The organism is Acinetobacter sp. LT1, from assembly GCF_059800965.1.
In genome coordinates this window covers 1-22,151 of sequence record NZ_JBBAXE010000002.1, presented here as the reverse complement: position 1 = coordinate 22,151, position 22,151 = coordinate 1, and the positions used below count along the sequence as shown (strand labels likewise).

The window sequence follows — 22,151 nt, the reverse complement described above, 5'->3', positions numbered from 1 at the left end:
GCATACTCAGTATTAAAGTGCTTAATGATCGTTTGCAATGTATGTGGACTTCATGCTCAGCTCCGTGAGCAAATTGATTAACGTTTTCCATTTCGTGTGCCCTTAAAGTTCACACTGATAATTTGCACAATTTTCACACAATAAGAAATTAGCCAAAAGTATTATATCGAATCAAATTTTAAATCTAATGCTGGGCAAGTAGTTTTGAAATTTATAACTGAAGTAGCTAGATGTAACATTCTTATACGAGGTTAAACCCTATTGAGCGTTTGTAGACCTTTCATTTCAAACTCACCTACCAAAGAAATGATTTTATAAAATGAAAAGAGATAACAATATTCTGTTTTTTAATAATAGTCTTCGACAGGAGAACTTTTATGGAAACTCAACTAGAAACCAACTCTTCTTTATTTTGTAATGCTTCTACCGCAATTCAAGCATGTATTGAATGTATGATTGCCTGCAAAACATGTGCAGCTGCATGTTTGCAAGAAGAACATGTGCACATGATGCGTGAATGTATTAAGCATTGCATGACATGTGTAGAAACCTGCCAACTTTGTACGTCTTTAGAACTAAGAAACTCTGAACTAGCAGAATCAGCCATGCAACTTTGTGCGAACGCTTGTCAACTTTGTGCAGCAGAATGCAGTAAACATGACCACGAACACTGCCAAGTTTGTGCTAAAGCATGTCTTGCTTGCGCACAAGCTTGTCTGGCATATCGTTCCTAAGTGGTATTCACAACTTTAAGCCTACGCAATCTTTAGATCGTAGGCTAATTAAAATATTTTAGATAACAGTAAATTAGATATTTTTTATTTAAGCTGATTACAATTTTTACTTTTTTACAGGCATAAAAAAAACCCGCATCTTGGGGAAAATGCAGGCTCTTAGATCTCCCACAACGACCATGAGTTCATTATTAAACTTGAACTTTAAACCGTTAACCAAATGTACCCTTAATAAAAACAAATTTCAATACAGAAAAGTCTGTATATTTGAAATATTTTATTATTTTTACATTACTTTTTCATAAATAGTTTAAAAGTATAAGATATTTCCAAATAAGAAATATCTTTTTTACAGGCATTAAAAAAGCCCGTTTCACGGGCTTTTCTGCAACGGTGAGCAATGTAAGCGTTGTGTCTATCCAACTCTTGTTTGCTCTTTGCTAGCTATATGTAAGGTCTTATCGTATCTTTTGCCCTGTCCCAAGTTTCCCTGTGGAGCGAGGAGATATTACGATTACCTTAGGTACAGTTATAGCACATTATTTATTCATGACTAGTCTTGTTCACGTTTTTTTACAAATGAACAAAATACGATCTAACCTTAATATTTAAGGGTTTTCTGCCCCATTTGGATATTGGCGAGCGTCATCACAAATTGGATACCACTTCACTTGTGAATTGACAAAAGCATGAGAGATGACTGGCATCGATATTTCTTCATTAATAAGTCCGACCCTCAGGCGTACCACTTCTGGCTTATCTAAACGTTCACTCCAGATCGGTGAACCGCAAGTTTTACAGAACACTCTCTTTTTGTTTGGAGAAGCAAAATACGCTTGCAAAAGATTTTCACCCTGTACAATGTTTAAATCAGTTTTCTGTACCTGTGTAATAGCTGCAAAAGCAGCCCCTTGTGCTTTTTGGCATTGCTTACAATGACAAACCATAATGGGATTTAATTCAGCATTAATGCTGAGTTGAACACCATTACAAAGACAAGAAGCTGTATAAATCATGATTTTACCTTTTTATTTTTATGGGATTTAGCTTACACCCACCCCTTTTTCAATATGATCTAAAATGGCACAAGAAGCCTGTTGGTCGCCACAGCAATCATCGGCAGAAGCCTGCAAAATATTAACCATTTCTTGTAGGTGGGCAATTTTTTGCTTTAATTCGGCAATGTGTTTGACGGTTAAGGCTTTCACCTCTGCACTATGCCGATCAGTATTTTTCCAAAGTGAAATAAGCTCTTTCATCTGTTCAGATGAAAAACCTAACTCTCGAGCATGTTTTAAAAAGTTCAAAGTTTTAAGGTCTGTTTCTGAATAAATACGATAGCCAGAAGCAGAACGCTGAGCTGCTTCAAGTAAACCGATTTCTTCATAGTAGCGAATCATTTTCGCCGAAATGCCCGAATGTTTGGATGCCTGACCGATATTCATCTCACACCTCAAATATTAAATTTGGTTTAAGACCTGCTGTCATGATCTTAAACCAAAAGTTGATTTTCAGCACGCTTACTCTACTGGCGCATGAAAGCGTTTTAAACGTAATGCATTGCCTAAAACAAAAATCGAAGAAAGTGCCATCGCCCCTGCTGCAAACATTGGCGAGAGTAAAACGCCAAATGCTGGATATAGCGCACCTGCTGCAATTGGAATTAGGGCTACGTTATATACAAATGCCCAGAACAGGTTTTGACGTATGTTTCGCATGGTGGCTTTACTTAATGCAATTGCATTCGGTACGCCTTTTAAACTACCTGACATGAGCACAACATCAGCTGCTTCGATGGCAACATCTGTTCCTGTACCAATGGCCAAGCCAACATCTGCTTGTGCCAAGGCTGGTGCATCGTTAATACCATCACCAACAAAAGCTAAGCGCCCATACTGTTTTTGCAGTTGGCGGACTGTGTCCACTTTGCCCTCGGGTAAAACCTCTGCCACAACTTCGTCAATGTTCAGCTTTTTGGCAATTGCTTGCGCCGTATGACGGTTGTCTCCTGTAATCATGGCAACTTTGAGACCTAATTGATGCAAGGCCTCAATCGCAGCATAGGTTGTTTCTTTAATTGGATCTGCCACAGCAATAATTGCCGCAAGTTTTTGATCAATAGCAACGTATAGCGGGGTTTTGCCTTCTTCACCTAACTGAGCAGCAATCGCTTGGAAAGAGTTGGTGTCTAAACCAAGTTGGTGCATATAACGGTCTGCGCCAATTTGTACTTTTTGACCTGACACTTCAGCTTCAATACCTGAACCTGTAATCGAGTTAAATGCTGTTACTGGTAATAAAGTTATTCCCTCGCCCTCAGCAGCCTGAACAATAGCGAGAGCAATTGGGTGTTCAGATTTGGCTTCAACCGAGGCAACCAAAGTAAGTACTTGCTCACGTTCAAAACCAGATTGCACATTAAAGTCTGTCAGTGTTGGTTTGCCTTCAGTGAGCGTTCCAGTTTTATCAACAGCAACCACCTGCGCTTCTTGTAAAAGCTGCAAAGCTTCGCCTTTACGGAACAAGATACCGAGCTCAGCACCACGTCCAGTACCGACCATAATCGAAGTTGGCGTTGCAAGCCCCATCGCACAAGGACAAGCAATTATCAGTACTGCAACGGCGTTGACCAAACCAAAAGTCAGCGCAGGCTCTGGCCCAAAGATAAACCAGACCAAGAAAGTAATTGCAGCAATTAACATGACAGCCGGTACAAACCACATGGTGACTTTATCGACCAAGCCCTGAATTGGAAGTTTAGAACCTTGGGCTTGTTCAACCATGCGAATAATTTGTGAAAGTACAGATGAGCTACCCACTGCGGTTGCCCGAATGTTTAGAGTACCGTTCTGGTTGACTGTACCACCGACCACCTGATGTCCTACTATTTTTTCAACAGGAACAGGTTCACCCGTAATCATAGATTCATCAATGTAGCTATGCCCTTCAATCACTTCACCATCGACAGGTACACGTTCACCCGGACGAATTTCTACAATAGTTCCACTGACCACGTCGGCAACAGCAACTTCCACCACTTGACCGTCACGCTGAATACGAGCAGTTTTTGGCTGCATTCCCACTAAATGTTGAATCGCTTGTGAAGTACGCCCTTTAGCTTTAGCTTCAAAATATCGTCCGAGCAAAATTAAACTGACAATAACGGCAGCCGCTTCAAAGTAAACATTGACCGTGCCTTGTGGTAACACATGCGGCATAAAGGTTGCTACGACCGAGAAACTGTAGGCAGCCAAGGTTCCAACTGCCACTAGAGAGTTCATGTCTGGCGCTAAACGCCATAGGGCTGGAATCCCTTTTTGGTAAAAACGGCGACCTGGAAAAACGAGAACTAATGTAGTCAAAGCAAACTGTAAAAGCCAGCTATTGTATTGACCAATCGTGTCCATGATCCACATGTGAAAAGCTGGAATGAGATGTGAACCCATTTCCAGGATAAACACAGGTAAGGCTAACACAATCGAAATGATCAAATCTTTTTTAAGCTGATCTAATTCTGACGCTTTTTTGTCGAGCTGCTCATCTTGATTTTTTTCAGATGCTTTCGCGTCATAACCTGCTTTTTTAACAGCACGAATTAGGTCTTCAACATTGACTGATGCATCTGCTTGTACCCAAGCCTGCTCTGTTGCTAAGTTAACCGTAGCTTGTTGAACGCCGTCTACTTTTTTAAGGGCTTTTTCTACACGTGCAACACAAGATGCACAGGTCATACCCTCAATAGATAACTCAACTGGCGAAGCTTTAGGAACATCATAACCTGCTCGTTCAACTGCTTTAACCAGTGCTTCACGCTGAATCGGTTGATTTGAATAAACAACCGCTTTTTCTGTTGCCAAGTTAACGTTGGCAATCTCAATATTTTCAACTTTCTTAAGTGCTTTTTCGACACGTCCTACACAGGAGGCACAAGTCATGCCTTCGATTGGAAGTGTTTCACTATATGCTGGCAATTTTGTGGTTTTTGAGTCCATCAAACACCTCTACAAATCTGCAAAATTTAATATTCTGTATTGAGCATACAGATTCCCATCATGGGAAGGTCAAGCATATTTTTTTAAAAATTTGGTCTTGACCTTACAATCATGACAAGGTTTAGACTCAGTGTTATCCAAACAAACATCTCATTCTTGATGGAGTATGAACATGAAACTACTTATTGAAAATATGACTTGTGGTGGCTGCGCTCGTGGTGTGACTGCAACGATTCAGGACGTCGATCCAAATGCAAAAGTAGATGTAGACTTAGTGACCAAAATCGTGACTGTTGAAAGCAGTGAAAGCGTCGATAAAATTACCGAAGCACTTGAAGAAGATGGTTTCCCAGCGAAAGTGCAATAAAATATAAAACTGCATAGCTTCATCCTTTGAGGCTATGCACCTCCTTTATTTAAAAGTCGATACCATTTGAATCATCTATCGGGTTCTGATCGAGTGTAAAGACAGTCCGTTGATAAGGTATCCCTTCTAAGTCATAAACCTGATAAATACAATCAAACAGTGACTGTAAATCTTCACTTCTGTCCATTGCCCGTGCTGTAATAAAAATTGGGCTGACCGCGCCGTTATCTAAAATCGGAATATAGTTTAAGTGTGGAAATCGAATGGTATCGGCACTTGCCGGAATAATACAGATCCCTTCTCCCGCTGCCACTAAGCCCAAAGCCAGTTGAATTTCTCGTATTTCATGCATATTTTTTGGAACCAAACTATGCTCGGCAAAAATATTTAAAAGCTGGGTCGAAAAATTGGGTTTCGGTGAAGTGGGATACATAAACATCTTTTCATCAATCAAGTCAGCTAGATATACCCCTTCCGTGCGCTGTGCAATTGGATGGCTGGTATGTGCAGCAACTACCAAACGCTCTTTACGTAAAAGAATTCGTCTCACAGCAGGATCACTAATTCTTAAACGCCCGAAACCGACATCAATACGTCCTTCTTTTAATGCCTGTAACTGTTCGGTTGTACTTAACTCCATAAGCTGAATATTCAAATGAGGTTGTTGTTGGCGAAATAAATAAATGATTCGAGGTAGCAAACCATAGAGTAAAGACCCAACAAAACCAATGGTCATACTTCTTTCGATGAGACCAATACGCTTGGTCATACTTTTTATTTCTTCAGCATTCGACAAAAGTTTAACGGCGTGCTGGTAAAAGAAATGCCCTGCTTGTGTAGTTTGTAAAGGACGGCTTCCACGCTCAAACAGTTGAATGCCAAGCTCGCTTTCCAGATTTTGAATCTGTCGACTCAAAGGTGGTTGAGCAATAAATAGTTTTTCGGCTGCCTTTGTAAAGCTCTGCTCTTCAACAACCGCCACAAAATACCGTAAATGTCTTAGTTCCATAAGGCTTCCATACCTTTAAGATATAAAAAAATGCAAATTCAGTCTTAGACACAGTTTAACCATTCTTTTAAGGTATATACAAGCAACAAACCGATGAAGTGATGAATTGCTTTGTGAACAAGCCTTCTTGCCAATCTTCCAGTTATTCATCTTCATCAATTCACGGTTAAACACCCAGCGCACTCATGCGCTTCATTGACAATATTAGGATATCAAGACCTTTTAGACCGTAGCTAAGGCCTTGGTGACTTCCACACTTTTGGAAAGTCGGAGAACGGACATGCCACGTATTCCTGTAATCAATACTAGCCATCTTGACCGTATTGATGAATTACTTGTCGATAATATCGATACAGGTGAATTTAAACTTCATCGCTCAGTGTTTACTGACGAAGCCCTATTTGACCTCGAAATGAAATATATCTTCGAAGGTAATTGGGTTTACTTAGCACACGAAAGCCAAATTCCAAATAATAATGACTACTACACCACTCACATTGGTCGTCAGCCGGTCATTATTGCCCGCAACCGTAACGGTGAATTGAATGCCATGATCAATGCGTGTTCACACCGCGGAGCACAACTTTGCCGTTACAAACGTGGTAATAAAGCAACGTATACTTGCCCTTTCCACGGCTGGACTTTTAACAACTCAGGTAAATTGCTTAAGGTTAAAGATCCAAGTGAAGCAGGCTATTCTGACTGTTTTAACCAAGATGGCTCACACGACCTTAAAAAAGTGGCTCGTTTTGAGAGTTACAAAGGTTTCTTATTTGGTAGCTTAAATCCCGATGTTCCTTCACTTGAAGAATTCTTGGGAGAAACCACCAAAATCATCGACATGATTGTTGACCAGTCTGAACATGGTTTAGAAGTTTTACGTGGTTCATCTACGTATACTTATGAAGGCAACTGGAAACTCACCGCTGAAAATGGTGCCGATGGTTATCATGTTTCTGCTGTTCACTGGAACTATGCAGCAACAACTCAACACCGTAAAGAAACTCAAGCTGCCGATAACATTCGTGCCATGAGTGCAGGTTCTTGGGGTAAACAAGGCGGTGGCTCGTATGGCTTTGAAAATGGCCACATGTTGCTTTGGACACAATGGGCAAACCCAGAAGACCGTCCAAACTTCCCGAAAGCAGACGAATACACCGAAAAATACGGTGAAGCGATGTCGAAATGGATGATTGAGCGCTCACGTAATCTTTGTCTCTATCCAAATGTTTATTTGATGGATCAGTTTGGTTCGCAAATTCGTGTACTTCGCCCACTTTCGGTTAATCGAACTGAAGTCACCATTTACTGTATCGCGCCTAAAGGTGAAGCACCTGAAGCTCGTGCACGTCGTATCCGTCAATATGAAGATTTCTTTAATGCCTCAGGCATGGCAACACCAGACGATTTAGAAGAATTCCGTGCTTGTCAGGCAGGCTATGCAGGGATTGCACTTGAATGGAATGACATGTGCCGCGGTTCAAAACACTGGATTTATGGACCAGACGATGCAGCGAACGAAATCGGTTTAAAACCAATGTTAAGTGGGATTAAAACTGAAGATGAGGGACTTTATCTTGCCCAACATCAATATTGGTTACACACCATGAAACACGCGATTGCATCAGAGAAAGAAATTGCTGATCAGGGAGAAACAGCATGAGCACTCAAGACAAAGCAACTTTAGAAAATATTGCTCAGTTTCTCTATTGTGAAGCTCGCTTTTTAGATGATGAACAATGGGATGACTGGCTTGAATGCTATGCACCAGAAGCTTCTTTCTGGATGCCAGCTTGGGATGACGACGATAAATTAACTGAAGACCCGCAATCTGAAATTTCACTTATTTATTATCCAGACCGTCAAGGTTTAGAAGATCGGGTGTTCCGTATCAAAACTGAACGCTCATCTGCAACCATGCCGGACACACGCACAAGCCACAATATTGCCAACGTTGAAGTTCTCGATCGCGACGGCGACAAAGTTACTGTTCGCTTTAACTGGAATACTTTGAGTTTCCGTTACAAGACAAATTACAGCTATTTCGGTATGTCACGTTATGTGATCGATTTTTCAGGTGATCAACCAAAAATCTTGAGCAAGTATGTCGTTTTGAAAAATGACTACATCAATCAAGTGATTGATATTTACCACCTTTAAGACATACCCCCTCAGCTAAACGGACTGTTGGCTGAGGGTAAAAGTTTCAAATATTTTGTAGGATACATGCCATGTCAAACCACAATATCGCACTTCAATTTGAAGATGGTGTTACACGTTTCATTAACGTAGCTCAAGGCGAAACCCTATCTGACGCAGCCTATCGCCAAAAAATTAATATTCCTTTGGATTGCCGTGATGGTGCATGTGGAACTTGCCGCGCATTTTGCGAGTCCGGTAGTTATGACATGCCAGAAGAAACCTATATTGAAGATGCATTAACCCCTGAAGAAGCTGAGCAAGGTTATATTCTTGCTTGCCAATGTCGCCCAACTTCCGATGCGGTATTCCAGATTCAGGCGTCGTCAGATGTTTGCAAAACAGAAATTCATAGCTTCCAAGGTACATTAGCTCGCGTTGAAAACTTATCAGATTCAACCATCACGTTTGATATTCAACTTGATGAAGGCCAACCGGATATTCATTTCCTTGCAGGTCAGTATGTGAATGTTGCAATTCCTGAAACTGGCGAAACCCGTTCATATTCATTTAGCTCAAAACCGGGCAATCGCTTAACGGGCTTTGTGGTCCGTAACGTACCGAACGGTAAAATGAGTGAATTCTTAAGTAAAAATGCTAAAGCCGGTGACAAGATGACATTTACCGGACCATTCGGTAGCTTCTATTTGCGTAATGTAGCGCGCCCAGTGCTGATGCTTGCAGGCGGTACTGGCGTTGCCCCATTTATGTCGATGTTACAAGTGCTTGAAGAAAAAGGTTCAGAACAACCTGTTCGTTTAGTCTTTGGCGTCACCAATGACTTTGATTTGGTTGCTCTAGAAAAACTCAATGAGTTACAGGCGAAATTCCCATGGTTTGAATATCGAACTGTGGTTGCAAGCCCTGAAAGTAACCATGAACGCAAAGGCTATGTCACTGGTCATATTGAAAGTGAATGGTTAAACGGTGGCGATGTTGATGTTTATCTATGTGGCCCGGTACCAATGGTAGAAGCTGTACGTGGCTGGTTAGAAACTGAAAATATCAAACCTGCTAATTTCTTGTTTGAAAAATTCTCTGCGAATTAACAGGTGGAGAAGTTATCTATGTCAAACCGTCAAAGATTTACCGATAAGGTCGTGATTGTTACGGGTAGTGCTCAAGGCATTGGTCGTGGCGTGGCACTACAAGTAGCGGCTGAGGGTGGACAAGTCGTCATGGCTGACCGCTCTGAATATGTTGAAGACGTTCTTAAAGAAATTCGGAGTGCAGGTGGTGATGCCGTCACGATTAATGCTGACCTAGAAACCTATGCAGGCGCGCAAGCAGTAGTTGCAAGAGCCATTGAACATTATGGTCGGATAGATATTCTGATTAATAATGTGGGTGGTGCGATCTGGATGAAACCTTTTGAAGAGTTTTCCGAAGAAGAGATCATTAAGGAAGTAAATCGCTCGTTGTTTCCAACGTTATGGTGTTGCCGTGCTGTGTTACCTGCCATGATTAAGCAACAATCGGGGGTGATTGTAAATGTGTCTTCAATTGCAACCCGTGGTATTAATCGTATTCCCTACTCGGCATCTAAAGGTGGAGTAAATGCTTTAACGGCATCGCTTGCTTTTGAACATGCTAAAGATGGAATTCGAGTCAATGCTGTTGCGACTGGTGGAACCGAAGCACCACCTCGGAAAGTACCACGCAATGCCAATCCATTAAGTCAAAATGAAAAAGACTGGATGCAGCAAGTAGTTGATCAAACAATAGATCGAACATTTATGAGCCGTTATGGCACAATTCAAGAACAAGTCAATGCAATTTTATTTCTTGCATCAGATGACGCATCGTATATGACGGGATCGGTCATTCCGGTCGGAGGTGGAGATCAGGGTTAACCCTGATCTTTTTGCATGATTGGGTAAATAACATGATTTGCATGGAGGCAATCACACATGGCAACCCTGTTAAAGACGTTAAAAAATGACTGGTCCATATCAGCAACAGTTGCTGGCTTTCTTGCGGTTTTAATTTCTTACTCAGGCCCACTGATTATTTTTTTCCAAGCTGCTCAGCGTGCTCATGTGTCCACCGATATGATGGTGTCATGGATTTGGGGAATTTCAATTGGTGCCGCCGTTTCAGGTATTTATCTTTCAATTAAATATAAAACTCCTGTCATAACCGCATGGTCTGCACCGGGCACTGCCCTATTAGTTACCCTATTTCCAAACGTCTCGTTGAATGAAGCAGTAGCCGCCTATATTACTTCTGCCATTGTTATTTTTTTAATTGGTGTTACAGGTTACTTCGACAAATTACTAAAGTGGATTCCGCAAGATGTCGCTGCAGGCATGATGGCGGGTATTCTTTTTCAATTTGGTATTGGTCTATTTACCGCGTCTGATAGCATGCCTTTTATTGTCTTTAGCATGCTTATTGTCTTTTTAATTGCCAAACGTTTAATGCCGCGCTACACCATGATTTGGGTGTTAGCTGCAGGAGTTTTATTAAGCCTCATTTTGGGCAAAATGAATCCGGTTGATGTGAGTTTTAGTTTAGCTATTCCACAGTGGATTAGCCCAGAATGGACATGGAACTCAACATTGAACCTCGCCGTTCCTCTCATTTTAGTCAGTCTAACCGGCCAATTTTTACCGGGTATGGCGATTATGAAACTCAGCGGTTACGATACCCCAGCCAAACCCATTATTACTGTCACTAGTATTGCCTCTTTAGCTGTTGCCTGCGTCGGTGGTATTACCATTGTGCTTGCCTCAATTACCGCCGCTTTATGTATGGGCAAAGATGCACATGAACTGAAAGAAAAACGCTATATCGCAGGAATTGCCAATGGAATTTTTTATATTTTAGGAGGCTTATTTGCTGGCAGTATTGTCATGCTATTTAGCTTACTTCCTAAAGAGTTGGTTGCAGCATTGGCAGGTTTAGCCTTGCTTGGAGCAATTGCCACCAATATTTCTGTTGCCATGAAAAATGACAATCAACGTGATGCTGCACTTATTACCTTTTTAGCCACGGCATCAGGCATGCATTTCCTTGGATTAAGCTCAGTTTTCTGGGGAATTTGTATTGGTGTAATCGCACATTTTATTCTCACACCACGATCAACGCCAACTACAAATTAAGTTTTTTATCTAAGCGCCCGCCACTAAAATAAAACCTCAACCGCCACATCAGGATGCAAATAATTCGCTAACCCTGATTTGGCGATTTTATTTAATATAAATTAAATTTCATTTTTAAGATCAATTTCCAAAATAATTAAATAATAGACTTTAGTATTTTTTTTATATTTCCACCTCAATTTTTAATATAAATTTAGCAATATTTTCAAGCGTGATTCTCATCAATAAAATCTATAAAAAAGTATCTATAAAATCCTTAAAATTCTCACTATACAATATTTAACCCTATTTTAAAGACACAACAAAGCCAACTAGAACAATAAAAATAAATACATATTTTCAAATAATTAAATCAATAAAAGTACAATACCTTAAAGACATAAAGATATATCAATTAGGTTTTTGACTCTAATCAAATAACAAAATAGTTTATTAAAAAATAACGCGATGCTTCACAAATTGGAGGTGAAGAAAATGGATACGAGCAAGGTTAATATTAATGAGTTAATTGATAAAGCCAGTTTTACATCTTTTCATTGGAAAGTTTTAATCTGGTGCTTACTTATTATTATTTTTGATGGATATGATTTAGTTATTTATGGGGTTGCTCTTCCTCTGTTAATGCAGCAATGGTCATTAACTGCGGTAGAAGCTGGTTTACTCGCCAGTGCTGCTCTATTCGGGATGATGTTTGGTGCCATGATTTTCGGCACGCTTTCAGACAAACTGGGACGAAAAAAAACCATCCTGATTTGTGTCACCTTATTTAGCGGATTTACCTTTATGGGTGCCTTTGCCAAAGGACCAACAGAGTTTGCTATTTTGCGCTTTATCGCAGGTCTTGGGATTGGTGGCGTTATGCCAAATGTGGTCGCACTTATGACTGAATACGCACCAAAAAAAATCCGCAGTACATTAGTCGCAATCATGTTTAGTGGCTATGCAATTGGTGGCATGACCTCTGCACTACTCGGCGCATGGCTTGTGAAAGATATGGGCTGGCAAATCATGTTTTTAATTGCGGGTATTCCCCTATTGCTGCTCCCACTCATCTGGAAATTTTTGCCAGAATCTCTTGCCTTTTTAGTGAAATCTAACCATGGCGAACAGGCAAAAAGTATTGTGAGTAAAATTGCACCTCAAACTCAGGTAAACGCCAATACTCAACTGGTATTAAACGAAAGCACAACAACAGATGCACCTGTCCGTGCGCTTTTCCAGCAAGGCCGTACCTTCAGCACATTTATGTTCTGGATTGCTTTCTTTATGTGCTTACTCATGGTGTATGCCTTAGGAAGCTGGTTACCTAAACTCATGCTACAAGCGGGCTACTCATTAGGTGCAAGCATGTTGTTCCTGTTTGCACTCAATATTGGCGGCATGGTCGGTGCAATTGGTGGCGGTGCTTTAGCAGACAGATTCCATTTAAAACCTGTTATTACGATCATGTTCATTGTCGGATCAGCAGCTTTAATTCTGCTTGGCATTAATAGTCCACAATTTATTTTATATAGCCTGATTGCGATTGCTGGTGCTGCCACCATTGGTTCGCAAATCTTACTCTACACTTTCGTTGCACAGTTCTATCCGACAGCACTTCGTTCAACTGGCATGGGCTGGGCATCTGGCATTGGTCGTATCGGTGCGATTATTGGACCAGTTTTAACTGGAGCCCTACTCACACTTGAGCTTCCTCACCAAATGAATTTCTTAGCGATTGCAATCCCTGGCGTGATTGCTGCACTTGCAATATTTATGGTCAATCTCAAAGCCTCAGTTGCTGCACAAACGCCATCAACTTTTAACCCTCAAAACACGCTTACCCAGCAGTAAATTAAATGCGCCGAGGACTGGCGCATCTTTTTTGGAAATGGATTATGGAATTATTTCACCGTTTTAAACCATGTAATTTAGCAATAGCCACATTATTAGGTTTATTAACTAGCTCAAGTTTATGGGCAGCAGATACGGCTCAACAAAGTGAAGATGAATGGAAATTCACGCTAAAAAATGCCTATATCAATCGTAATTTTGATAATGATGCCCTTAAAGATACGGGCAGTTGGTCTCAGGCAGCATCGCTATTTTATAAATCGAAAATGCATGACACTCCGCTGCAAATTGCAGATAAGCCCATTACCATTGGTGCCGATGCTTCTGTCCAATATGCTGTGCGCTTGAGTTCAGATAAACATGTTGCGGACACAGTTTTGCCTTTTAATAAAGAAACTCAATCACAAGCATCTGACTTTTTAAAATACGGCGCAACTTTAAAACTAGGTTATGATAAAACCCTTTTAAGTGTCGGTGAACTCTGGTTAGACCTGCCTGTAACGGCTGTGGATGCCAGCCGACAATTACTTGCCTCTTATTGGGGAACCAATCTTAAGTCGCAACTTTCAGATCAGCTCTATGCAGAAATTGGTCGGGTTGAAAAAGTCTCTCCACGAAATGAAGAAGATTTTAAAAAGTTTTCTTTTACAGCGAACGGCATTACCAAAGAATCTAATGGTTTAAATTACATAGATCTGCGCTATCAATTTACGCCGTCTTTAAAGGGCGAATATTATTTTGGTAATTTAGAAGACCTCTACAACAAACACTATGTTGGACTTGAGCATAATTGGAAACAACCTAATTTTGCCCTGACCTCTAAGTTTAAGTACTTTAATGCAAAAGATGACGGCAACACCTTTGATATTGATGCTCGAAACATTGGAGTGCTAGAAACACTTAAAGTAAAAAATCATACCTTTGGTTTGGGTTATCAACAGATTATCGGTGAGTCGGCTTACCCTCTACCAGATGGCTTTTTACCAGAGACCTATTTCATTAACTGGAATGCTACTGGTTTCTTTAAAGAAGACGAAAAGTCTTACCATGTGATGTATGGCTATGACTTTAAAGATTATGTTCCGGGCTTAAATACAATGGTTAAATATGTCTATGGCCATGATTTTAAAGCGGCCAATGGCGAAAAAAATTATGAAACTGAGTCGAATGTAATTTTAAACTATGCGTTTCAACAGCCATTCTTAAAGGGTGTTGCCCTGCAATATATTCGTATTGATTACAACGTTAAACACGGCAATGACTTTGGTGAAGACCGCTTATTTGTAAACTACACCAAAAAGTTTTAATCATTTTTGATTCAATTGAAGCGGGTCAATTTTGGCCTTCTTTTTTATATTATTTCGCTCATAAAAAAACGCTCTTACGAGCGTTTTTTTATTAACTTTGCAACTTAAGCAACGTGCTTTTGTACAACAATCGAACCTACTGAATAACCAGCGCCGAAAGATGAAATCACGCCATATTCGCCATCATCCACTTCGTGGCCTGTACGATGTAAAGCAATAATCACACCTGCTGATGAGGTATTGGCAAACTCATCTAAAATAATAGGCGCTCGGCTTAGATCTGCCTCTTTACCAGCCACATATTTCAAGATTAATTCATTCATGTTGGCATTGGCTTGGTGTAACCAAAAACGCTTGATATCGTTTGCAGTTAACTGCATTTTTTCTAACTGCGCATTAATGATTTTTGCCACAAGTGGACAAACATCTTTAAATACTTTGCGGCCATCTTGACGGAATAATTTGTCATCAACTACCGCATCTTCACTACGGTTTAAGAAACCAAAGTTATTGCGAATGTTGTTTGAAAATTGAGTAAATAAATGAATATCTAAAATTTCAAAACCAGTTTTAGTAGTGGTTTCTTCAATAATAGAAGCCGTTGCAACATCACCAAAAATGAAGTGACAGTCACGGTTACGATAGTCCAAATGACCAGAAGTAATCTCAACGTTCACCAATAAAACACGGCGAGCACCCGAACGAATTGCATCTGCTGCTTGTTTCAAACCAAAAGTGGCAGCTGAACATGCAACGTTCATGTCGTAGGCATAACCTTGAATGCCAAGTGCCGACTGAATTTCAATTGCAACTGCTGGATAAGCACGCTGCATGTTTGAACATGCCAAAATCACAACATCGATATCTTCAGCAGTTACGCCTGCATTTTCCATTGCCTGTTTCGCAGCAATGACGCCCCACTCTGCTTGAAGTGAAAGTTCATCATTTGAACGTTCAGACAAACGAGGACGCAAACGATTTGGATCGAGAATACCCGATTTTTCAATCACGTAACGGCGCTTAATACCAGACGCTTTTTCAATAAATTCAGCACTAGAACCACGTAACTCTTCTAGCTCACCTGCTGCAATTTTCTCTGCATTCTCTTGGTTATATTGTTCCACATAAGCATTTAAACTGTCGGCCAGTTCTTCATTAGAAATGATTTCTGTTGGGTGAAATAACCCAGTACCTGTGATACGAATGCCCATGTAAAACTCCTAAAAAAATGAATAGGGTCTGTTAATCTTTCATTTATAAATTGCGTTGTAGGCTAAACAACAGCATAAACAGACCCCGATCTATCTTAACTGATTCCCAAACGATCCCATAACTTTTGCAGTCGAGTTGGCGAAATAGGCATCTTGGTTTTCGTCGGTTGAGAAAATAAAGAAATGCGGAATTCTTCCAACATCAAATACAATTCTTTGATTTTTGGATCGTTTTTGAATTTAAATACCTTGTCCATCCATGGATCGACATCGTCAATTGCAGCATGATCTCGCTGTAGATTATTTGGCAATCGATCTAAACGCAATAGCAGTGCTTTTAAATAACGCGGGTATTCCTGCCAAAGATCGACTGGTTGACAGTAAACAAAATTGCCAAGTGACATTAAATCTAACTGATCTTCAATATCATCAATACTGCGTCCAAATACGTCTGGATCAAGTACTAAAAGCTGACGACGAATTTGTTGCCACTGAATATAAATATCACTTAATTGCTCAAGTGCTTGCTGACCATAACTCAAAAATTGCTTTTTGACCTGATCTAGCAGCTTATTAAATTCATCAGCGTTAATTGGCAAAGTCGTAATTGCCATCTGCAACGTTGCATAGACCAACATCTGCTCAAGCTTAGCTTTATCGCCCAAAGGTGAATAAGCCAATGCGAGCGGTTTTGAAATCTGCTTTTTCAACTGGCGGACCAAGTCACCCAGTTGCATATGTACCAGACGAATAATACCTTCGCGGTGCTGTTTAATCGCCTCAGCTTGATCGTTAAACGTTTGAATAACAATGCCTGACTCATCTTTAGCTTCGAGGTCAGCAAAAGCCTTGGTCGGAACTAAAGCCTGATATTGTTTAACTACAACGCCCGTGACTTTATGAGAAGCCTCAAAAGTAAAGTTTTCAGGAAAGTCTTTAAACTCGCCTTTTTGCTGTTTAACTGGACGATGTGTTTCCACTCGGCAACGTGCTTTTAACTCAGGTAAATCATGACCTTTCGCAATAAGCTTGCCTTTTTCATCAATCACTTTAATGAAAGGCACCAGATATGGATCAATACGTTCAAACGAGAAATCTTTTTCGGTAATTTGCTCACCACGTAAGGCAAAAGCTAAATAACTAAAAATATGTTCACGTAAATGTACTGCATCAACCCCTTGCATGAGCTTACGAGCTGTATCAGGAATTGGCACCACATTACGACGCTTGTCTTTAGGTAAAGCTTTGAGTAAAGCCTCAATTAAATCTTGGCGCCAACCCGGAATTCCCCATGACCAAATATTTTCATCCACTTGAGGTAAAGCCTGTACAGGAATTTGAACAGTAGCACCATCTTCGTCATGGCTCGGGTCAAAATGATATGTAGTTGCTAAACGCAGCTGCCCATTGTGTAAATGATCTGGGAATTGCTGTGTTGTTGGTCGGTCATTGAGCCAGAGCGCATCATCCTCAATAAATAAATAACGAGGATTATTTGCTTCTACTGTCGCACGCCAGTCTTCAAAACTACGGCGGCTCGCAATTTCTTCCGGAATCTTAGAAGCATAAAACTGATAAATCGTTTCTTCATCCACCACTAAATCACGGCGACGCAATTTATCTTCAACTCGCTCTACTTCTTCAAGCTTAAGTAAATTGTGTTTTAAAAATGGCGGAATCGTACCCAAGTTACCCGTGGTTAATGCATCACGTAAGAAAATCTCATGGGCAGCAGGTTGGTCAACTTTCTCAAAATTAATTAACCGCTTTGGCTCAATAATTAAACCAAACAGGGAAATTTGTGCATATGCATTTACGATTCCCGCTTTCTTAGACCAATGTGGCTCGAAATAGTGATATTTCAACAAGTCGCGTGCAGCAAGTAAAATCCATTCGGGATCAATTTTGGCTAAAGTACGTAAGTACACTTGAGAGGTTTCGACCATCTCAAAAGCCATCACCCAAGAGGTATTGGTTTTATGCAAAGTGCTCGCAGGGAAAACTTTAGCCTTTTGCTGACGCACTGCCATAAAGGTATTTCGTTCATCAGTTTTATTGGCAATGAACGATAATAAACCTGTCAGCAATGCACGATGCAAGTTTTCATAATTCGCAGGTTTTTCATTAAAACTGAGTTTTAAGCCTTCGGCTAACTCAACCAATTGCCGGTGTGTCTGTTTCCATTCACGTAAACGCAACCAGCTTAAGAAATGCTGCTTGGCAAATTGACGCCGTTTATTTTCAGACATTCCTGCTTCGCCTTTAGGATTTAAAGTCTCCCAAAGTTTCAAATAAAACAGAAAATCTGAATCAGCTTCTTTGAATAATGCATGCTTTTGGTCAGCTTGCATTTGTTTATCTGCTGGACGCTCACGCGGGTCCTGAACCGCTAAAGCACTTACCACAATTAAGATTTCTTTGAGTACGCCAAAATGAGCACCGCCCACGATCATACGTGCCAAACGTGGGTCAATTGGCATACGTGCCATCATTTGCCCGACTTTAGTCAGCTCATTTTTCTTCTCGTTAAGTGCGCCTAACTCAATCAGCAACTTACGACCATCATTTACAAGGCGGAAATCTGGCGGCTCAATAAAATCGAAGTTTTCTAACTCACCTAACCCTAAACTCTGCATTTGCAAAATAACAGATGCTAAGTTGGTTCTTTTAATTTCAGGTTCGGTAAATTCAGGACGACTTAAAAAGTCTTCTTCGCTATATAAACGGATACACACACCCGGAGCAATACGGCCACAACGCCCTTTACGCTGATTGGCTGCGGCTTGAGAAATTGCTTCAATTGGTAAGCGTTGTACACGTGAACGATAGTTATAACGCGATATACGAGCAAAACCGCTATCAATCACATAACGAATGTTTGGAACCGTAAGTGCAGTTTCGGCTACGTTGGTCGCAATAATAATACGACGGCCTTTTCCACCCGGACTAAAGATCTTCTGTTGTTCAGAAACAGCTAAACGCGCATACAAAGGTAAAATCTCGGTATGTCTTGGCCCGTACTTTTGTAAGGTTTCCTGCAACTCACGAATTTCTTGTTCTGTACTTGAAAAAATTAAAATGTCGGCATGTTCGGGGTGACCTTTTGCTTCTGCGTCAGCAAAGCATTCTTCTACTGCCTGTACGACTGCTCGAGGTAAGTTTTCTTCGAAATCATCAAACTCATCGTCATCACTTCCGCCAATATTCATTTCTGAAATTGGGCGATAAAGCACTTCGACAGGATAACTACGCCCTTCTACTTCAAAAATAGGTGCATCATTAAAGTAATTACTAAAGCGATTTACATCTAAAGTTGCCGAAGTCACAATAACTTTTAGATCTGGGCGTTTTGGCAGTAACTGCTTTAAATAGCCCATAATAAAATCGATATTGAGTGAGCGTTCATGCGCTTCATCAATAATGATCGTGTCATATTTAGACAAATAACGGTCATTACCTAACTCGGCAAGCAAAATACCGTCGGTCATTAACCGTACAATTGAATCTTGCGAACCTTGTTCATTAAAGCGGATTTTAAAACCAATAGACTCGCCAAGCTTTTCGCCGACTTCTTCTGCAATACGCTGAGAAACACTACGTGCAGCTAAACGACGTGGTTGGGTATGACCAATCATTCCCGTTAAGCCACGTCCCGCTAACATTGCAATCTGAGGAAGCTGTGTGGTTTTACCTGAACCTGTCTCACCTGCCACAATAATAACTTGATGCTTTTGAATCGCTTCAATTAAACGGTCAGCATATTGCGAAACAGGTAAATCCTGATTCAGTTTAATTTTAGGGAGACGTTCAAAACGCTGTCTAACTTTTGCATTAGACTGTTCAAATAATTTTTCAATCTCTGAAGTATCGGCTTTTTTATCTTTACGCAAACGATTTAAACGGTAACGATCTCTTGCCATCACCCATTGATCTATATTTAAACCATTCAGCACAGATAAATTTTCCTGAAAATACAACAATCCTCTATTTTACGCTTTAATGCTCTTCAGGTAAAACAGTTGGTTTTTTATATATTTTTAATTTTTTAAAATTTTACCCTTGAATTTTGACTAACGAGACTTCATGTTGTTAGGCAAGTTTCTTTTACGATAACTGTCATTTGATTTACATGTTTTTGCAGTCAAATCGAATACAGTGTTTGGGGACTTAAAAATCGTAAATTTATCACTTATTCGATTTTCCGATTTTAGTCATGTAAAAATACTATTTCCCCAATAAAGAATTTTTATTTATTCTACATCTCGTAAACAAGTTTAAATATAAACCTCAATCATGGAGACAATGATGAGCTTGATTAATACTGAAGTTAAACCATTCCAAGCAACTGCTTACCACAACGGCCAATTTGTTGAAGTTAACGAAACTAACCTTAAAGGTAAATGGTCTGTTGTATTCTTCTATCCAGCTGACTTCACTTTCGTTTGTCCAACTGAACTTGGTGACTTAGCTGACAACTACGCTGAATTCCAAAAACTTGGTGTTGAAATTTATGCTGTATCTACTGATACACACTTCACTCACAAAGCTTGGCACGACACTTCTGAAGAAATCAAAAAAATCCAATATCCATTAGTTGGTGACCCAACTTGGACTCTTTCTAAAAACTTCGACGTTCTTATCGAATCTGAAGGTTTAGCTGACCGTGGTACTTTCGTTATCGATCCAGAAGGTAAAATCCAAATCGTTGAACTCAACGCTGGTGGTATCGGCCGTGACGCATCTGAACTTCTTCGTAAAGTAAAAGCTGCTCAATACGTACACGCTCACCCAGGTGAAGTTTGCCCAGCTAAATGGAAAGAAGGCGAAGCTACTCTTGCTCCATCTATCGACCTAGTTGGTAAAATCTAATCTCTTATTAGATTTTAAAAACTCAAAGAACCATCCCTCATCGGATGGTTCTTTTGTTTTGAATAAGCACATCACATTTTCTACTGATACTTTTACAATTATGCCCTTCCCCATTACATGAAGTTTGAGTAATGTCGAATAAATAACCGATGTTTTTTGAGCTTAAGTAATATGAAATAAAAGGGGAAAAATTTATGACGAATACTGTGGCAGTCACTTCATGGAAATACAATGCGACTTCACGTCATCTAAAAATATTTTATAGCGATGGTTCAGGCGAACTTTATCATCCTGTACCAGAATTTATTTATGACAACTTATTACGATCAACAGACAAAGCTGCTTTTGTACATAAATATTTAGAATTCGACTTACACTTTACTCGCCTATCTTTAGTAAATGCTTCATAACATAATGAAATAAGGCCTGCTTTGAACAGGCCTTTATGAATGAATAAATCAGATTTTTAAATGGCTTACCTTGCCACTACAATGCATAAACCAGCGCCTACAGGCAAAATACTGCTCATAAAATTCTCATCTTTTTTAATTAAAGCTAAGAATGAACTGACTTCAGCCGCATGTGAAATAACATTATCAATAATGAGTACGCCACCTTTTGGCTTCATTAAACGTTTTAAATCTGGCCAATAATTCTCGTAAGCAGGTCGCTCAGCATCTAACAAAATAAAATCGAAAGTTTCCTGAGTTTCTTTTAGGTAATCGGCTGCATCTCCAACCCAAAAATCAACCAATTCATCTAATGCCAGTTCAGTCACATGGCGTTTAGCCTCATTACTACGATTGGCATCAATTTCAAGCGTGGTTACTTTTCCATGAGTAGCTTGTGCCGCCTCGGCAAGCCATAAAGTAGAATAACCTGTTGAAGTACCGATTTCTAAAATTGATTTGGCTTGCTGCATCCGAATAAATTGCGATAGTAATTTTGCAGACTCCGCCTCAATATTACGATACCGCAGCAAACGATCTGTCTGCTGCGCATCATGTCGTTTAAAGGTGTCATATAAATCGGCAACTCTTTGTAAGAAAAAAGTATTTGGCATATATTCACCCTTTAAAATCGTTATTTTATATAAAAGTCGTTTGCGTTAAGTGCTTTGAATTAACTTAAAACGCGGCACGATACTTCCATCAGCCATTTGCACCGTTTCAGTAAACATCTCTAGCGGACGTACCCAAGTTGAATAGTCACCATAAAGACACTGATAAACGACTAACTCTTCTTCAGTCTCGCTGTGTTTTGCTACAGAAAAAACTTGATAGAGATTACCTTTATAATGCTGATAAATGCCGCGTTGCAATGACATGAAAGTACCTTTTAATGTTATGACATAAAATCTTTACAGCCATATAACATATATAAATTTTTAAATACTTTCACTTTAAAACACTACAAAACATAAAAAAGAACATTTTAGAGATAAATTATTGATCTTACTTATTAATAGCCTCAATAATTCAAAAAACCGATTAAATCTATAAAAACATACTGTTTTACCTATTTTA

18 protein-coding genes and 2 pseudogenes are annotated in these 22,151 nt (G+C 39.9%); 11 read left to right on the top strand and 9 right to left on the bottom strand.

The window, feature by feature from the left end:
- The first annotated feature begins 377 nt into the window (after window positions 1–377).
- A complete protein-coding gene (locus WBW42_RS01785; RefSeq protein ID WP_032056605.1) occupies window positions 378–734 on the top strand; it encodes a four-helix bundle copper-binding protein in 357 nt (118 codons plus the stop codon).
- A gap of 608 nt (window positions 735–1,342) precedes the next feature.
- Here WBW42_RS01785 and WBW42_RS01780 read toward each other — a convergent pair.
- The 3 genes from WBW42_RS01780 to WBW42_RS01770 all read right to left on the bottom strand — a co-directional run bounded on the left by WBW42_RS01780 (window position 1,343) and on the right by WBW42_RS01770 (window position 4,726).
- Window positions 1,343–1,750: a GFA family protein gene (locus WBW42_RS01780; RefSeq protein WP_032056606.1), complete on the bottom strand. Its 408-nt coding sequence runs from the start codon at window positions 1,748–1,750 to the stop codon at window positions 1,343–1,345.
- Between the two features lie 27 nt (window positions 1,751–1,777).
- Window positions 1,778–2,179 (bottom strand): Cu(I)-responsive transcriptional regulator, encoded by a 402-nt coding sequence (gene cueR, locus WBW42_RS01775; protein WP_001020650.1) that lies wholly within the window; start codon window positions 2,177–2,179, stop codon window positions 1,778–1,780.
- A gap of 75 nt (window positions 2,180–2,254) precedes the next feature.
- Complete coding sequence (locus tag WBW42_RS01770) at window positions 2,255–4,726, bottom strand: heavy metal translocating P-type ATPase (protein ID WP_032056607.1); 2,472 nt, start codon at window positions 4,724–4,726, stop codon at window positions 2,255–2,257.
- Between the two features lie 166 nt (window positions 4,727–4,892).
- Here WBW42_RS01770 and WBW42_RS01765 point away from each other — a divergent pair, with 166 nt between their 5' ends.
- Window positions 4,893–5,093: a heavy-metal-associated domain-containing protein gene (locus WBW42_RS01765; RefSeq protein ID WP_080776980.1), complete on the top strand. Its 201-nt coding sequence runs from the start codon at window positions 4,893–4,895 to the stop codon at window positions 5,091–5,093.
- Window positions 5,094–5,142: 49 nt separating this feature from the next.
- On the opposite strand, the gene WBW42_RS01760 is transcribed toward WBW42_RS01765, so the two are convergent.
- Complete coding sequence (locus tag WBW42_RS01760; RefSeq protein WP_017386346.1) at window positions 5,143–6,102, bottom strand: LysR family transcriptional regulator; 960 nt, start codon at window positions 6,100–6,102, stop codon at window positions 5,143–5,145.
- A gap of 44 nt (window positions 6,103–6,146) precedes the next feature.
- A pseudogene (locus WBW42_RS01755) lies at window positions 6,147–6,276 on the bottom strand (hypothetical protein).
- Window positions 6,277–6,382: 106 nt separating this feature from the next.
- Here WBW42_RS01755 and benA point away from each other — a divergent pair.
- The 7 genes and pseudogenes from benA (at window position 6,383) to WBW42_RS01720 (ending at window position 14,545) form a co-directional block, all read left to right on the top strand.
- On the top strand, window positions 6,383–7,765 hold the full coding sequence (gene benA / locus WBW42_RS01750; RefSeq protein ID WP_032056610.1) for a benzoate 1,2-dioxygenase large subunit: 1,383 nt from the start codon (window positions 6,383–6,385) through the stop codon (window positions 7,763–7,765).
- Window positions 7,762–8,281, top strand: a pseudogene (gene benB / locus WBW42_RS01745) (benzoate 1,2-dioxygenase small subunit). Before benA ends, benB begins: the two are co-directional and overlap by 4 nt.
- A 52-nt stretch (window positions 8,282–8,333) precedes the next feature.
- Complete coding sequence (benC, locus tag WBW42_RS01740) at window positions 8,334–9,350, top strand: benzoate 1,2-dioxygenase electron transfer component BenC (RefSeq protein ID WP_032056613.1); 1,017 nt, start codon at window positions 8,334–8,336, stop codon at window positions 9,348–9,350.
- Window positions 9,351–9,368: 18 nt separating this feature from the next.
- Window positions 9,369–10,154 (top strand): 1,6-dihydroxycyclohexa-2,4-diene-1-carboxylate dehydrogenase, encoded by a 786-nt coding sequence (locus tag WBW42_RS01735; RefSeq protein ID WP_032056614.1) that lies wholly within the window; start codon window positions 9,369–9,371, stop codon window positions 10,152–10,154.
- Window positions 10,155–10,211: 57 nt separating this feature from the next.
- Window positions 10,212–11,405 (top strand): benzoate/H(+) symporter BenE, encoded by a 1,194-nt coding sequence (gene benE, locus WBW42_RS01730; RefSeq protein WP_032056615.1) that lies wholly within the window; start codon window positions 10,212–10,214, stop codon window positions 11,403–11,405.
- A gap of 474 nt (window positions 11,406–11,879) precedes the next feature.
- Window positions 11,880–13,238, top strand: coding sequence for an aromatic acid/H+ symport family MFS transporter (locus tag WBW42_RS01725; protein WP_032056616.1), 1,359 nt, complete (start codon window positions 11,880–11,882; stop codon window positions 13,236–13,238).
- 44 nt (window positions 13,239–13,282) lie between these two features.
- Window positions 13,283–14,545 carry an OprD family outer membrane porin gene (locus WBW42_RS01720; protein ID WP_032056617.1) on the top strand — a complete coding sequence of 421 codons (1,263 nt, stop codon included), beginning with the start codon at window positions 13,283–13,285 and terminating at the stop codon, window positions 14,543–14,545.
- A gap of 104 nt (window positions 14,546–14,649) precedes the next feature.
- Here the strand turns inward: WBW42_RS01720 and WBW42_RS01715 are convergent, their stop codons facing one another.
- Both WBW42_RS01715 and hrpA read right to left on the bottom strand, forming a co-directional pair.
- Window positions 14,650–15,756, bottom strand: a complete 1,107-nt coding sequence (locus WBW42_RS01715) for a beta-ketoacyl-ACP synthase III (RefSeq protein ID WP_032004013.1) — start codon at window positions 15,754–15,756, stop codon at window positions 14,650–14,652.
- A 95-nt stretch (window positions 15,757–15,851) separates the two neighbouring features.
- A complete protein-coding gene (gene hrpA / locus WBW42_RS01710; RefSeq protein ID WP_032056618.1) occupies window positions 15,852–19,709 on the bottom strand; it encodes an ATP-dependent RNA helicase HrpA in 3,858 nt (1,285 codons plus the stop codon).
- A 352-nt stretch (window positions 19,710–20,061) separates the two neighbouring features.
- Here hrpA and ahpC point away from each other — a divergent pair, with 352 nt between their 5' ends.
- The gene (gene ahpC / locus WBW42_RS01705; RefSeq protein WP_003652649.1) at window positions 20,062–20,625 is read left to right on the top strand and encodes an alkyl hydroperoxide reductase subunit C; all 564 of its coding nucleotides are present in this window, start codon (window positions 20,062–20,064) and stop codon (window positions 20,623–20,625) included.
- Window positions 20,626–20,819: 194 nt separating this feature from the next.
- The gene (locus tag WBW42_RS01700) at window positions 20,820–21,035 is read left to right on the top strand and encodes a KTSC domain-containing protein (RefSeq protein WP_002119898.1); all 216 of its coding nucleotides are present in this window, start codon (window positions 20,820–20,822) and stop codon (window positions 21,033–21,035) included.
- A 65-nt stretch (window positions 21,036–21,100) separates the two neighbouring features.
- On the opposite strand, the gene WBW42_RS01695 is transcribed toward WBW42_RS01700, so the two are convergent.
- Window positions 21,101–21,688, bottom strand: a complete 588-nt coding sequence (locus WBW42_RS01695; protein ID WP_002119940.1) for an O-methyltransferase — start codon at window positions 21,686–21,688, stop codon at window positions 21,101–21,103.
- A gap of 45 nt (window positions 21,689–21,733) precedes the next feature.
- Complete coding sequence (locus WBW42_RS01690) at window positions 21,734–21,952, bottom strand: DUF1653 domain-containing protein (protein WP_002119929.1); 219 nt, start codon at window positions 21,950–21,952, stop codon at window positions 21,734–21,736.
- Window positions 21,953–22,151: the final 199 nt, after the last annotated feature.